Source organism: Mesobacillus jeotgali (genome assembly GCF_031759225.1).
GTDB classification, from domain to species: Bacteria; Bacillota; Bacilli; order Bacillales; family Cytobacillaceae; genus Mesobacillus; species Mesobacillus jeotgali_B.
In genome coordinates this window covers 3942842-3955782 of the sequence record NZ_CP134494.1, presented here as the reverse complement: position 1 = coordinate 3955782, position 12941 = coordinate 3942842, and the positions used below count along the sequence as shown (strand labels likewise).

General features: G+C 44.4%; 14 protein-coding genes. 9 read left to right on the top strand and 5 right to left on the bottom strand.

Going from position 1 to position 12941, the window contains the following annotated elements; all coding sequences use genetic code 11:
* Positions 1–181: 181 nt before the first annotated feature.
* Together RH061_RS19950 and RH061_RS19945 are read left to right on the top strand one after the other, a co-directional pair.
* Positions 182–1693, top strand: coding sequence for a sodium-dependent transporter (locus RH061_RS19950; RefSeq protein WP_311072548.1), 1512 nt, complete (start codon positions 182–184; stop codon positions 1691–1693).
* The gene (locus RH061_RS19945; RefSeq protein ID WP_311072547.1) at positions 1693–1794 is read left to right on the top strand and encodes a methionine/alanine import family NSS transporter small subunit; all 102 of its coding nucleotides are present in this window, start codon (positions 1693–1695) and stop codon (positions 1792–1794) included. Before RH061_RS19950 ends, RH061_RS19945 begins: the two co-directional genes overlap by 1 nt.
* Positions 1795–1834: 40 nt before the next feature.
* On the opposite strand, the gene RH061_RS19940 is transcribed toward RH061_RS19945, so the two are convergent.
* A complete protein-coding gene (locus RH061_RS19940; protein ID WP_311072546.1) occupies positions 1835–2833 on the bottom strand; it encodes a M23 family metallopeptidase in 999 nt (332 codons plus the stop codon).
* Positions 2834–3087: 254 nt separating this feature from the next.
* Between RH061_RS19940 and lipA the strand changes: the two genes are divergently transcribed.
* Positions 3088–4002 (top strand): lipoyl synthase, encoded by a 915-nt coding sequence (lipA, locus tag RH061_RS19935; RefSeq protein WP_311072545.1) that lies wholly within the window; start codon positions 3088–3090, stop codon positions 4000–4002.
* A gap of 118 nt (positions 4003–4120) precedes the next feature.
* Here lipA and RH061_RS19930 read toward each other — a convergent pair whose 3' ends face one another.
* On the bottom strand, positions 4121–4819 hold the full coding sequence (locus RH061_RS19930) for a YhcN/YlaJ family sporulation lipoprotein (RefSeq protein WP_311072544.1): 699 nt from the start codon (positions 4817–4819) through the stop codon (positions 4121–4123).
* 147 nt (positions 4820–4966) lie between these two features.
* Here RH061_RS19930 and RH061_RS19925 point away from each other — a divergent pair, with 147 nt between their 5' ends.
* A complete protein-coding gene (locus tag RH061_RS19925; protein WP_226085768.1) occupies positions 4967–5257 on the top strand; it encodes a YutD family protein in 291 nt (96 codons plus the stop codon).
* 51 nt (positions 5258–5308) lie between these two features.
* Here RH061_RS19925 and RH061_RS19920 read toward each other — a convergent pair whose 3' ends face one another.
* Positions 5309–5596, bottom strand: a complete 288-nt coding sequence (locus tag RH061_RS19920; RefSeq protein WP_311072543.1) for a cytosolic protein — start codon at positions 5594–5596, stop codon at positions 5309–5311.
* A 78-nt stretch (positions 5597–5674) separates the two neighbouring features.
* Entirely contained in the window at positions 5675–5941 is a 267-nt protein-coding gene (locus tag RH061_RS19915; RefSeq protein ID WP_311072542.1) for a DUF3055 domain-containing protein, read from the bottom strand.
* 1290 nt (positions 5942–7231) lie between these two features.
* On the opposite strand from RH061_RS19915, the gene RH061_RS19910 reads away from it, so the two are divergent.
* The 3 genes from RH061_RS19910 to RH061_RS19900 all read left to right on the top strand — a co-directional run bounded on the left by RH061_RS19910 (position 7232) and on the right by RH061_RS19900 (position 9854).
* A complete protein-coding gene (locus tag RH061_RS19910) occupies positions 7232–8467 on the top strand; it encodes an EAL domain-containing protein (RefSeq protein WP_311072541.1) in 1236 nt (411 codons plus the stop codon).
* A gap of 22 nt (positions 8468–8489) precedes the next feature.
* The gene (locus RH061_RS19905) at positions 8490–8927 is read left to right on the top strand and encodes a DUF86 domain-containing protein (RefSeq protein WP_311072540.1); all 438 of its coding nucleotides are present in this window, start codon (positions 8490–8492) and stop codon (positions 8925–8927) included.
* Positions 8928–9089: 162 nt separating this feature from the next.
* Positions 9090–9854, top strand: coding sequence for a TIGR01457 family HAD-type hydrolase (locus RH061_RS19900; protein WP_311072539.1), 765 nt, complete (start codon positions 9090–9092; stop codon positions 9852–9854).
* A gap of 55 nt (positions 9855–9909) precedes the next feature.
* On the opposite strand, the gene RH061_RS19895 is transcribed toward RH061_RS19900, so the two are convergent.
* Positions 9910–10419, bottom strand: coding sequence for a phosphatidylglycerophosphatase A family protein (locus RH061_RS19895; protein WP_311072538.1), 510 nt, complete (start codon positions 10417–10419; stop codon positions 9910–9912).
* 326 nt (positions 10420–10745) lie between these two features.
* Here RH061_RS19895 and yutH point away from each other — a divergent pair, with 326 nt between their 5' ends.
* Positions 10746–11756, top strand: a complete 1011-nt coding sequence (yutH, locus tag RH061_RS19890; RefSeq protein ID WP_311072537.1) for a spore coat putative kinase YutH — start codon at positions 10746–10748, stop codon at positions 11754–11756.
* A gap of 86 nt (positions 11757–11842) precedes the next feature.
* Positions 11843–12817 carry a 2-hydroxyacid dehydrogenase gene (locus tag RH061_RS19885; protein ID WP_311072536.1) on the top strand — a complete coding sequence of 325 codons (975 nt, stop codon included), beginning with the start codon at positions 11843–11845 and terminating at the stop codon, positions 12815–12817.
* Positions 12818–12941: the final 124 nt, after the last annotated feature.

Sequence of the window (12941 nt, the reverse complement as noted above, 5' to 3'; positions counted from 1 at the left end):
AATAGGGGCATTGGTATAGTTGGGAAAAATTTTATAGGAATATTTTTATTATGACGAAAATAATATTTTGACAAGCAATTAAAAACTAGCTATACTATTCCTAGACTAAATAATCTGAAAATATAAAACTTTCTAATTCATCAATATTTTCCAGGTGGTTAGAAGGCGAGGGGGATTAAAAATGGAAAATCGTCCACAGTGGGGAACAAGGGCGGGATTTATTCTTGCCGCGGTAGGATCGGCAGTCGGGTTGGGAAATATTTGGCGTTTCCCTGGTGTAGCTTATGAGAATGGTGGGGGAGCATTTTTCTTCCCGTACTTATTTGCACTCCTGACAGCAGGTATTCCGATTTTGATTTTGGAATTCACAATTGGTCATAAGTATCGTGGTTCTGCACCATTAAGTTACTTCAAAATGCGTAAAGGTGCTGAGTGGATCGGCTGGTGGCAGCTCGCTGTATCCTTTGTCATTTCTACCTATTATGCAGTCATCATCGCATGGGCAATGTCTTACGCTTATTTCTCATTAAGCAAGCAATGGGGCGACGATCCGCTGACATTCCTTGTCGGTGACTATTTAAAGGTAGTTGACGCTGGCCAGGTTGGAAGTATCGTACCTGGAGTATTCCTTCCATTAGTCATTGTTTGGGTCATCACTCTTGGTATCCTGTTCAAGGGAGTCAAGAAAGGTATCGAAGTTGCGAACAAGATTTTTATTCCTGCACTTGTTATTTTATTCTTTGTAATTGTCGTTCGCGCATTGACTCTGGATGGAGCCATTGATGGTGTCAACGCATTCTTCAAGCCAGACTGGAGCCAGATCTTTAATGGTAAGGTGTGGGTTGCAGCATATGGACAGATTTTCTTCTCTTTATCCATTGCATTTGCAATCATGATCACTTACTCAAGCTATCTGCCAAAGAAATCTGATATTACGAATAACGCCTTCATTACAGCTTTTGCTAACTCATCTTTTGAGTTGCTGGCTGGTATCGGGGTTTTCGCAGCATTGGGCTTCATGGCTATGTCCCAGGGAGCTCCAATCGATGAAGTGGTAAGCAAAGGTGTAATCTTAGCATTCGCGGTATTCCCGCAAATCATTAATGAGTTGCCGGCATTCAGTGCAGCGTTCGGAGTCTTATTCTTCGTCAGCTTGACACTGGCAGGTCTTTCTTCATTGATTTCAATCGTTGAGACATATGTTGCCGGAGTACAGGACAAATTCAATGTTTCCCGTACTAAGGCTGTTGCAATCGGAGGCGGTTTGTCTGCCTTGATCTCCATCCTGTTCGCTACACAGGGCGGCTTGAATTTCCTTGATACAACAGATGCATTCATCAATAACTATGGTGTTGCTCTTGCTGGTCTTGTAGAAGTAGTCTTCATTGTATGGGTAGCCAAGGAACTGACCAACTTGCAAAACCATGCTGATGCAATTTCTGATATCCGTCTAGGAAGCTGGTGGGTGATTTCCTTGAAATACATCACTCCAGTGGTACTGGGAATCATGATGGTCATGAACATCATGACTGATATTAAAACTAGCTATGGCGGATATCCGGTCATGTTCAATGTATATTACGGATGGTTAGTCGCAATCGCTGCGATTTTAGTCGGATTTATTTTCGCTAAGGCAAAGAAGTGGGATGCAGCTCTATATGAAGTTCCACAAGACAAGGGGGTTGCTAAATAATGGATGCTAGCGCATTAGTCATGATGGTCGTAGGCATGGTCGTTATTTGGGGAGGTCTTGCAGCAAGTGTGTTATATGCTGTAAAAAAAGCACGGTCATAAATTGGAAAGGCCAACCGGAATGGTTGGCCTTTTTGAATGCTTATTTTTTCTTCAGATTGGCTCTTTCCTGCCTTGCCCACATTTTTAAGTGAGGGTAGGGGTCAAAGGACCATTCGGTATAGCCATTATCTTTGTACATGCCATAATGAAGATGGGGAGGGAATTTTCCGCTTGTCCCCGGAGGTCCGTACCCTGAGCTGCCAACGCCGCCAATGACCGTGCCTGGTTCGACGATTTGTCCAACCTTGAGATCCTTTGCGAAGCCGCTCAGGTGGGCATAATAATGGTAGGTATTATTAATATCGCGGATGCCTACACGCCAACCGCCATACTTATTCCAGCCCTTCATTTCAACGATCCCGTACCCTGTCGCCCTTACCGGAACTCCATAGCCGGCAAAAATATCTGTTCCTTCATGTATCCGTCTGCCGCCCCAGCCACGGGCATCACCCCAAGTATTGTTATAGCTGTGGTTGCTTCTTAGTGGCATAGGAAAGACATGAGTGTCGAGGTCTAAACGCCCAAAGTGCTTGTAAATCATTGCTTTGCCAATGATGATACCAACAGTTTTATCACGCTTATAGTAGTTCCACAGCCCAATTTTTAAGTTTTCATGGTCTGTGCCATATGATAGCAGGTATTGGGCAAAAGCCTGGAGTACGTCCTCGTCATCCTTCAAACTTGCTTTGCCATCGCCATTTCCGTCAAAACCAATTCCATTAAAGAACTGAATGGAAACGGCATTGTCATCTTCAAGATTAGGGTTCAGGAGACCAGCCCATTCTTCCGGCTTAAAATAAACACCTGCAATACCTTCCGCCTTGGGTAAATCTCTTCTTGCCTGGCGGACATTCCGCTCATATTGGTCCACCGCAGCAATATAGTACCAGGGAATCTGGCTGACCGCTTCTACTTTGGTATAGAGTTCCATTCTCTTTTTATAAACATCCTCCTGGCTCAGTTCGGCTGCATATGCATGGTCACTCAACAGGACAGGGGAAAGTAAAAAAAGAACGATAACTGCTTTAAGGATTTTCACCGTAATCCTCCCTTCAGGATGTAGCCTATAAATTCCAGCATCAGCATAAAACACTGCCTCCGCTTTTCTTCTGTTAGTTTGCGATGATGGGGATTTTTCATAAATATCAAATAATGGTAATCGCAAGGAACCCAAGGTTATCGTACTTGTCGAGAGTTTTCCATTGTGTTAAAGTGACATCAGAGAAGCTGTATACCGGCCTTGATTTTTACATGGTGTTCTTGATGTAATGCAGCAGGAATGGAGTGAAAATAATGAGCAAAAAAGAGGTACAGAGAAAGCCTGAATGGCTGAAGATAAAGCTGAACACGAACGAAAACTATACTGGCTTAAAAAAGATGATGCGTGAGAAAAATCTACATACTGTTTGTGAAGAAGCCAGATGTCCCAACATCCACGAGTGCTGGGCAGTAAGACGGACTGCTACCTTCATGATCCTTGGGGATGTATGTACGCGTGCATGCCGTTTTTGTGCTGTAAAGACGGGACTTCCAACTGAGCTTGACTGGCAGGAGCCAGAAAGAGTGGCGGATTCCGTTGAGCTTATGAACCTGAAGCATGCCGTCGTGACTGCCGTTGCACGTGATGACTTGAAAGATGGGGGAGCAGCAGTTTTTGCCGAGACTGTCAGAGCGATCCGCAAGAAAAATCCGTTTACCTCAATTGAAGTATTGCCTTCCGACATGGGCGGAGTTGAGGAGAACCTGAAAACACTTATGGATGCACGCCCGGATATCCTGAATCACAACATCGAAACGGTAAAGCGCCTGACGCCAAGAATCCGTGCACGTGCAACGTACGAGCGTTCATTGGAGTTCTTGCGCCGTGCAAAAGAAATGCAGCCAGATATCCCGACGAAATCGAGCATCATGGTTGGCCTGGGCGAGACGAAGGAAGAATTGATCGAAGCAATGGATGACTTGCGTGCTAACAATGTGGACATCCTTACGCTTGGTCAATACCTGCAGCCTTCCAAGAAGCATCTTGAGGTACAGAAATACTATCATCCTGATGAATTTGCCGAGCTAAGGGAAATCGCGCTCAAGAAAGGCTTCAGCCATTGTGAAGCTGGCCCTCTCGTTCGTTCATCCTACCATGCTGACGAGCAGGTCAACTCTGCTGCAAAACATAGACAAGAGCTTGCAGAGCAGGAAGCCCAGCAAGCGTAATGAAAAGCGCAAGCGCCTTGTTCAGCCCCGAAAAGCGCTGGAGCTAGACTGTACAAAAGGGCAGTTTGTTGATAATCCTAAAAAAGAGTTCAGCATCCATCATGCTGAACTCTTTTCATTACTTCCCTTGATCCATTTGGTTTGAAAGATCGTCTTTATCTGTTTCTTCGTTCAGTTCGCCTTTGGCTTCACCATTTGCATTTTCGCCAGTTGTCATTGGACGGCCTTGTGGAGACTTAAGCATTTGTTTTACTACGCCATCAATCAATTCATCGACATCACGGCTATCGGTGTCGAGTGAAGCAAAGTTCTCGACTTCGTTGCGCAGGCTAGTGTCATCTGATACATACACGTGGAACCAGCGCGGAACAACAGACATCGCCATCCGCTTCACCTGATCGGCAGTCTCGTCACGATTTTGAGAATCTGTTGCGTATACAATCAGGACTTCCTCATCAGTAACAAGTGTGGATACATCATCCACATTTTGTGCCATCAAGCTGAATTTGCCGATCATGTCGGCGATTTGCTCTCGGTCGATTGCCTGGTATGCATTTTGACCATTATCTGCACCCATTACCCCAGTTCTTTGATGGCGCACATACCCGAAGTCCTCGCTTTTGTCCTTCATACCTTTGCGTCCATCTTCATTGTATAAATCTGGGCGCTCATCATTTACATTCAGTGTGTTGCCGCTCTGCTGGTAAATGCCAGCTCCGCCATCACGGCCGTTTGGTGAGGCTTGATTGTCTCCGGCCCCACATCCTGTCATTGCTACTGTTCCGCAAATACCAAGAGCCATTAATGCTTTTTTCAATTAAAACACCCCCTAATCATTAGAATGGCTTTGAAATTAATTTTTTTGCTTAGTAATTGATGGGGAATAAGTTATAATTAAGAAAAGCGCGAGCGATCCGGCTTGCTTTAAGGAAGCTGAAACTGTTACCGAAAAAGAGGTGGACCAATGATTTGCATCAATAACCTTTGCTACGAAATCGTGGATGAAGGACGAGATGGCTTTAACGAAGAAGCCTTTCGTGCGAGATATAGCGAAATTCTAACCAAGTATGACTATATTGTTGGCGACTGGGGCTACGGACAGCTAAGGCTAAGAGGTTTTTTCGATGACCAAAACCAGAAGTCAACTTTCGATACGAAAATCAGTACTGTCAGCGAGTACTTATATGAGTATTGCAACTTTGGCTGTGCCTATTTTGTTGCCAAGAAGGTAGCGAAGCAAGCTCAGGATAAATAAGGCAGGAATGCAAAATGCTCCAATCTTCAGGATTGGAGCATTTCTTGTCTCTTATAGATCGCTATACGGCGGCTGTTCACTTTCACTCGGATCATCATGGGTTGGGTGGGCACCCGCTTCTTTTCTTGGTGTTCCCTGATGAAGGGACTTGAACTCATAGTTGAAGTTGCTGTAGGTCCGCTGCCCCTCATGCCATGGCGTGCTTTTGCCCTCTACCGGTTCATCTTTCCGGAAGGGAGAACCATAGGCACCCTCGGGAAAGTCTTCGGCCGTTATATAGTTACGCTGCTTTTCGACATTGGAAAAATCAGAGTGCTTTTCACTGTCTTCCTTGCTCATGAAACTCACCTTCTTTTGCTTGTTGTCTTTTTAGTATTTCTTTGAAAAGACAATTCAAACAAACAGTTCGTTCCAGATTTAAAGGATCGGCCGCAGGAATGAGCGAAGTTCCTCTGCATCTTCTTCAGAAAGATTGTAGGCGTATTCTAGATAGCCTTCTTCATCGAGGTCATCCTGGCCAAGGATCGCAAATCGGCTTCCCTGGATATCCATCACGATGCTTTTGCCATAATACCGTCCAGTCTGCATGATGGCGAGGTCAAAGCGCTGATTCTCACCTACAAAGCTTACATAGCGCGTTTTTGTTTCTTCAGTATCATCATATAAAAAAAATTCTTCAGTCATCTTGATCCTCCTATATGTTGTGAAAAGTATGTATTTCCTCTAAACCATCACTAAGTGCGGTTTGTGTTCTAGGTGATGATGGGCTGTGACGCAATGAACCAAAAGTTTCTCCTCCATTTTCGACAGCATTCTCACTCAATATCAATCTTACCAGAAAAACAATCATTTCTGAATTTTTCAGTGGATTTTCTGTCATTTTGCAGTCAAGTTCAAGTTGTGACAGCTAGGGCAGGTTAAGAAGAAAAGCTGTCAAAAGAAAGCCTAACTTAAGACAGGTTTGGCGTGAGAAGCCGAAAAGCTGTCAAAAGATGTCCCAACTTAAGACAGGTTTGGAGCGAGAAGAAGAAAAGCTGTCAAAAGATGCCCCAACTTAAGACAGGTTTGGCGTGAGAAAAAGAAAAGCTGTCAGAAGAAAGCCCAACTTAAGACAGGTTTGGCGTGAGAAAAAGAAAAGCTGTCAAAAGAAAGCCCAACTTAAGACAGGTTTGGCCTGAGAAGAAGAAAAGCTGTCAAAAGAAGCCCAAACTTAAGACAGGTTTGGCGCGAAAAGAAGAAAAGCTGTCAAAAGAAAGCCTAACTTAAGACAAGTTTGGCGTGAGAAAAAGAAAAGCTGTCAAAAGAAGCCCAAACTTAAGACAGGTTTGGCGCGAAAAGAAGAAAAGCTGTCAAAAGAAAGCCCAACTTAAGACAGGTTTGGCGTGAGAAGAGGAAAAGCTGTCAGAAGAAAGCCCAACTTAAGACAAGTTTGGTGTGAGAAGAAGAAAAGCTGTCAAAAGAAAGCCCAACTTAAGACAGGTTTGGCGTGAGAAGCCGAAAAGCTGTCGAAAGATGTCCCAACTTAAGACAGGTTTGGAGCGAGAAGAAGAAAAGCTGTCAAAAGATGCCCCAACTTAAGACAGGTTTGGCGTGAGAAGAGGAAAAGCTGTCAGAAGAAAGCCCAACTTAAGACAAGTTTGGTGTGAGAAGAAGAAAAGCTGTCAAAAGAAAGCCCAACTTAAGACAGGTTTGGTGTGAAAAGAAGAAAAGCTGTCAAAAACAAACTCGTATTACGTGAGCCACTAACACAAAAGTCCCAATCCACGCCACTTTCATTCAAAGCCCCGGCTTAACCCCATTCTCACCATAAAAAAGAAGTAAAAATATTTCGAAATCCTATCTAGGAAAAAAGGTCTATTTTAGCTAAATATGGTACAATTAAGAAAAAGTTCTAGTCATCTTCTGAGAGGATTGAAACCTATGGCCCGCCGTCTTACTAGCATATTAGACAACCTGCTTGGTTGGGGGAAAATCATGTTGCCTCATTCATCCATTTGTTATTACCCTCCACAGTTCATTCTGAGAGATCCTGTAGTATCTGGCGTGAAAAAGGCTTTTAATAATGGATTTGAAGTTGCTGTTATTGCATATACGATAAAAAATCACCAGGAATTGGCTTCGCAGCTTGGTGATGAGAACTGGAAGTTTCATAAGGCTTTGAAGCGGCATTTCAAAGCGGTGATCGAGAGTGAGATTGATCGGGAGGACATGATTGTCCTGCATGATTACTATAGCGACAGCCTGAGCCTGTTCATGCGGATTGACCATAACCGCTATTGTGTTTCTGAAATCGATGTGAAAATGAAGAAAATCCTCAGGGAGGCGGAGAGCAGGATTTTCCTTGAGTATCCTACTATACAGCCTATCTTTGATACAGGGTTTATTTTTATCGATAAATCGGTCGGTTCCGTGCATGGTGCCGTCTTAAAGGCACATCAGCAAGCATTTGCGATGGCTGAGAAACGGATCCAGACACAATTCAATGAAATGGTCTATGAAATGAAGCGGATTATCGCGCAGCAAAATATCAAGCTTTTAGCGCAGCCGATCATAGACGTCAATACAAAGGAAATCCGCGCCTGGGAAATGCTGACCAGAGGGCCGGAGGGAACAGGGCTAGAGAGTCCACTCCAGCTTTTTTCAGTAGCCCGGCAGACGAATATGCTCTATGATTTGGAAATCATTGTGTTAAGAAAAACCTTTGAGCAAATTACATCGACTGGCTGCCTTGATGATATTTTCATCAACTTTACGCCGATTACCCTTGGCAATAACCGATTCGTCCGGGACCTGAAGAATCTGATGCAAGCTTACGGCAGCATCCAGCCAAACCAGATCACTTTGGAGATCACCGAGAGGGACTCGATTGAGGGAATTGATAATTTTATCTATAATATAAAGGTGTTAAGAGGAATGGGAATCAAAATAGCGGTCGATGATACTGGAGCAGGATATGCCAGCTTGAATACCATCAGTGAAATCATGCCGGATGTCATCAAGATTGACCGATCCGTCATTGAGAATATTGATAAGAACTCTGTGAAGGAATCCATGCTGAAGGGGCTGCTGCTTGTCGCCAAAGAAGCGGGATCCACGGTCATTGCGGAAGGAATCGAAAATGAGCATGAAGCATCGGTCCTCTCACGGAATAAGGTAGAATTGGCGCAAGGGTATTTTTATGCCCGCCCGGGATTGTTGAAAACCGTCTAGCATCTTTATGAGGTGATAATGAATGTACTTTGTCGACAGGGATCAAATCGAAGAAACATTGCAGTTTTTAGACAGGCAAATTGACTTTTTTGAAAGCAACGGTCCATGGGAATCGCCAATGGAAAAATCGGCCCTTGAGCGTGCGGCACATACGATGGTGGAAGCCGTACTCGATGTAGGCAACGCGATGATCGATGGTTTCATCATGCGTGACCCGGGAAGCTATGAAGACATCATTGACATTTTGGATGATGAAAAAGTGGTTACTAAAGAAATGAGCGCAGGATTGAAAAAAATCGTCCTGTTCAGAAAGATGCTTGTCCAGCAGTACACTGCGGTAGACCATGCCGGCCTGATTGACACCTTCAAGGCTGAGCTTCCTCATCTCAAACTTTTTTCAGTAAAAGTGAGAGAGTACTTAACGAATGAGTTAGGACCGGTCTCCGCTTTTAAAAAGTAAATAGGACAGAGAGACCGTTATAATGGCGGTCTCTTTTCTATTTATATGTCCTTTGACTGGTGAACAGTGAGCTTTGTCCTTTGCACTTGCAGCCAGGCTTATATAAAATGGGAGTATTCGTTTTTGAACGACATGGGAACGATATAGTTAGGAGTGATGATCATGAAAAGATACAAAGGGTACTTAATTGATTTGGATGGAACGATGTATCGAGGATCAGAACGGATTGAAGCCGCTTCTGATTTTATAAAAAGGCTGATTGAGGCTGAAATTCCGTATTTATTTGTAACGAATAATTCCTCGCGGACACCGGCACAGGTGGCTGAAAAACTCCGCAGTTTTGATATCCCAACGACGGAGGAGCAGGTTTTCACGACAAGCCAGGCAACTGCCAACTATATTTATGAGCAAAAACAGGATGCGACTGTATATGTGATCGGCGAAGAGGGGATCCAGACAGCGATCCAGGAAAAGGGACTGAAATTTGCAGGGGAAGACGCTGATTTCGTTGTTTCAGGAATCGACCGCGGCATTACATATGAAAAACTGGCTGTCGGCTGTCTTGCGGTCCGGAACGGGGCAACCTTCATTTCGACCAACGGGGATATTGCCATCCCGACAGAGCGAGGCTTGCTTCCGGGCAACGGGTCACTGACTTCCGTCATCGCTGTATCCACACAGACTGATCCCATTTTTATCGGGAAGCCGGAATCGGTGATCATGGAACAGGCATTGAAGGTACTTGGAACTGAGAAAGAGGAGACGCTTATGGTCGGTGATTACTATGATACCGATATCCTCGCAGGCATGAGGGCAGGAATGGACACACTCCTTGTCCACACAGGAGTAACGACGAAGGAACTTCTGAAAGGCTATCAAGAAATGCCAACCTACACAGTGGATTCGCTGGACGATTGGGAAGTATAAAAGTAAGGGACTTGTGCCGTGGCAGGCATCGAGTCCCTTTTGTTTGCTCTAGCTATTAGTCCTCTACATTTGCTGCTCTGTGCGCCAGTCGGCTAGAAGCTGCGGCTGCAACTGCCCCGACGATATCATCAAGGAAGGTATGGCATTTGCCGGATTTTTCTTTATCATTAAGATCCGCCAGAATACCTGGTTTTGCTTTATCGATATAACCGTAATTGGTAAAGCCGATCGATCCATATATATTCACGATGGAAAATGCGAGGATTTCATCCACGCCGTATAAGCTTTCATCCGTTTCAATAATTGATTGCAGCGGTTCTCCAAGCTTCTTTTGCTCGGCGAGGATATCCAGCTGGATTCCTGTTAAAATCGCATTCTGTACTTCACGCTTGGATAGGACTCGTTCAACATTTTCAATACAGTCCTCCATCTGCAGGTTGGGATGGTATTTTTCCTGGAGGAAAAAGACGAGATTGGCGATATCTTCTATTTCTACTCCCCGTTCATGAAGCCATTTCCGGGCTGTTTCCTCTGTCATATGGATGGCGCGTTTCTTTTCTAACATCTGCATCACCTTTCTATTTTTAACTGGAATTGTCCAGCTCAGCGCCTAGCCCGTCGAGTCGCTTCGGTCCTGCCAATGAAGTCAAAGAGCGACTTCACTGTCAGGCCCTCCAGCGCTTGTCGCGGCTGAACAAGGCGCTTCCGCTTTTCTTTCAGCATACTCTTTATCCTATTTAACCTAAAATATTCCGCTTAATCCGTTTTAGTGAAAGAATTCATTCCTTTAAATCATTTCCAGAATGGTGCCTCTTATTCATTGCATTGTTCACACAAGTTTTTTAAAGCAAGACATATATTTGTAAAAGAGCGGCTTGGAAATGAGGTGCGATGATGTTTCAAAAGATGTTAAGAGAAGTATATGGGATTTCGGCAGATTCAGAAGTATCTCTTGGAAGATATCACGGATATAAGCATAATGAAGGGCTTTATTTGATTATGGACGCTAATAGTGCAAAAGAGCAAGAAATAAGTGAGCTGGCAAGGATCGCTGACCATATGCAAAAAGCGGGGGACCGGAATGTATCGGTGCTGCTCGCTGACAAACAAGGAAAGCAAATTTGTGATTGGGAGGGCAGAAAATATTGCGTGCTTGTAAACAGAGCAGTCCCGATGCCTGGAAAAATGAAAACAGGCAGGAAGCTGGCTAAATTTCATGCAAGAGGCCGGCAAATCCCGTTCAAGGTTGAAAGCATGAACAGGGTGGGACAATGGAAGCAGCTATGGGAAAAGCGGCTCGACCAGATGGAGAAGGTATGGAGCGGAAAGCTTTACACTGAACCGGAGAACGATTTTGAGAAAATGTTCATGGAGTCCTTTCCGTACTACATGGGATTATCTGAAAATGCCATTCAATATCTCACTGATACAGAGATCGATGATAAGCCGACAAGGGTTGACCATGGCACTGTTTGCTATGAGCGTTTCACGAATAATGTGTGGAGAGGAACCTATTTTGTCAAAAATCCATTTGAATGGGTATTTGACCACGCAAGCAGGGATCTAGCTGAATGGGTCAGGGATCGTTATTTTGCCAACATCCAGACGAGCCAGCCGGAAATCAAGAACTTCCTGGCAGAATACCAATCACTGACGATGCTGTCGCCTTTTTCATGGAGGCTGCTTTACGCCAGATTGCTATTCCCGCTCCATTATTATGAGACAGTTGAAAATTATTATATTACCCAATCAGAACAAACGAAGCGGCAGCTCGAGGACCGCCTGCGGAAGTACCTGAATCAAAGCGGTGACCATGAGCGGTTCCTAAGCCATTTTTATCAACTTAGCGAGGCACCGGTAAAAGCGGCGAAACTTCCTCCGGTCGATTGGTTATTACGATAGTCGAAGCTTTTCTCGGTAAAGAAAGTGTGGATTGTGGTAGAATAAAATTATTCTATTATATTAAACGCTTTCAAAGGAGACAGACAATGAAACACTATGTGTATATCACCAGGAAATTGCCTGAAGAAACAATTGCCGATCTCACTGAGCTTTTTGATGTGAAAATGTGGGATCATGAAGATGTCCCTGCCCCAAGGGAAGTTATTTTAAAGGAAGCCGAAAAAGCCAGTGCTTTGATCACGATGCTATCGGACAAAGTTGATGAAGAAGTATTGTCTGCAGGTGAAAACCTGAAAGTGATCGCCAATCTGGCAGTTGGCTTTGATAATATTGACCTGGAAGCAGCGACAAGGCGCGGAATCATCGTGACGAACACGCCGGATGTGCTGACAGAAACAACAGCAGACCTAACATTTGCTTTGTTGATGGCTTCAGCCCGACGAATTGTCGAAGCGGCGGAATATATAAAGGCTGGCAAGTGGGGAGGCTGGAGTCCGTACCTGCTTGCCGGGCATGATGTTTATGGAAAGAAAATCGGGATTGTCGGCATGGGTAAAATAGGAGAAGCTGTCGCGCGCAGGGCCAAAGGCTTTGGCATGGAAATCCTTTACCATAACCGCTCCCGCAAACCTGAAGCTGAAAAAGAACTGGGCGCTGTCTATAGTTCATTCGAGGATCTTGTGACAAAATCTGATTTTGTAGTATCACTTGCTCCGTTGACGCCGGAAACGAAAAATCTTTTTACAGCCGATGTCTTCACGAAGATGAAAAAGAGCGCTATTTTCATTAATGCTGGCCGCGGCCCGGTTGTGGACGAGCAGGCATTATATGATGCGCTTAAAGATGGGGAAATTGCAGGTGCTGGACTTGATGTCTTTGAAAAAGAACCTATTTCCGCCGAACATCCATTGCTTCAATTGCCAAACGTGACGGCGATTCCTCATATCGGCAGCGCAAGCACCGAAACGAGGACAACCATGATCAAGCTGTGCAGCACAAATGTTAAAGCCGTCCTGACAGGAGACAATCCAAAAACAATTGTAAATAAAGAAGTGCTCTAATAAACTTCAAATCCTTCCTAATCTTTGGGAAGGATTTTTTATGCTATGAATTTTTGTAATTTTCTATCCTTACAGCCACATATGATTAAGCGTTTACAGAGGGAAGTGCCCCCAAAATATTCCT

What these genes read in the sequence shown, in the direction of transcription:
- RH061_RS19950 (WP_311072548.1), top strand. Translation starts at nt 182, where the DNA reads ATGGAAAATCGTCCACAGTGGGGAACAAGGGCGGGATTTATTCTTGCC.
- RH061_RS19945 (WP_311072547.1), top strand. Translation starts at nt 1,693, where the DNA reads ATGGATGCTAGCGCATTAGTCATGATGGTCGTAGGCATGGTCGTTATT.
- lipA (WP_311072545.1), top strand. Translation starts at nt 3,088, where the DNA reads ATGAGCAAAAAAGAGGTACAGAGAAAGCCTGAATGGCTGAAGATAAAG.
- RH061_RS19925 (WP_226085768.1), top strand. Translation starts at nt 4,967, where the DNA reads ATGATTTGCATCAATAACCTTTGCTACGAAATCGTGGATGAAGGACGA.
- RH061_RS19920 (WP_311072543.1), bottom strand. Translation starts at nt 5,596, where the DNA reads ATGAGCAAGGAAGACAGTGAAAAGCACTCTGATTTTTCCAATGTCGAA.
- RH061_RS19915 (WP_311072542.1), bottom strand. Translation starts at nt 5,941, where the DNA reads ATGACTGAAGAATTTTTTTTATATGATGATACTGAAGAAACAAAAACG.
- RH061_RS19910 (WP_311072541.1), top strand. Translation starts at nt 7,232, where the DNA reads ATGTTGCCTCATTCATCCATTTGTTATTACCCTCCACAGTTCATTCTG.
- RH061_RS19905 (WP_311072540.1), top strand. Translation starts at nt 8,490, where the DNA reads ATGTACTTTGTCGACAGGGATCAAATCGAAGAAACATTGCAGTTTTTA.
- RH061_RS19900 (WP_311072539.1), top strand. Translation starts at nt 9,090, where the DNA reads ATGAAAAGATACAAAGGGTACTTAATTGATTTGGATGGAACGATGTAT.
- RH061_RS19895 (WP_311072538.1), bottom strand. Translation starts at nt 10,419, where the DNA reads ATGTTAGAAAAGAAACGCGCCATCCATATGACAGAGGAAACAGCCCGG.
- yutH (WP_311072537.1), top strand. Translation starts at nt 10,746, where the DNA reads ATGATGTTTCAAAAGATGTTAAGAGAAGTATATGGGATTTCGGCAGAT.
- RH061_RS19885 (WP_311072536.1), top strand. Translation starts at nt 11,843, where the DNA reads ATGAAACACTATGTGTATATCACCAGGAAATTGCCTGAAGAAACAATT.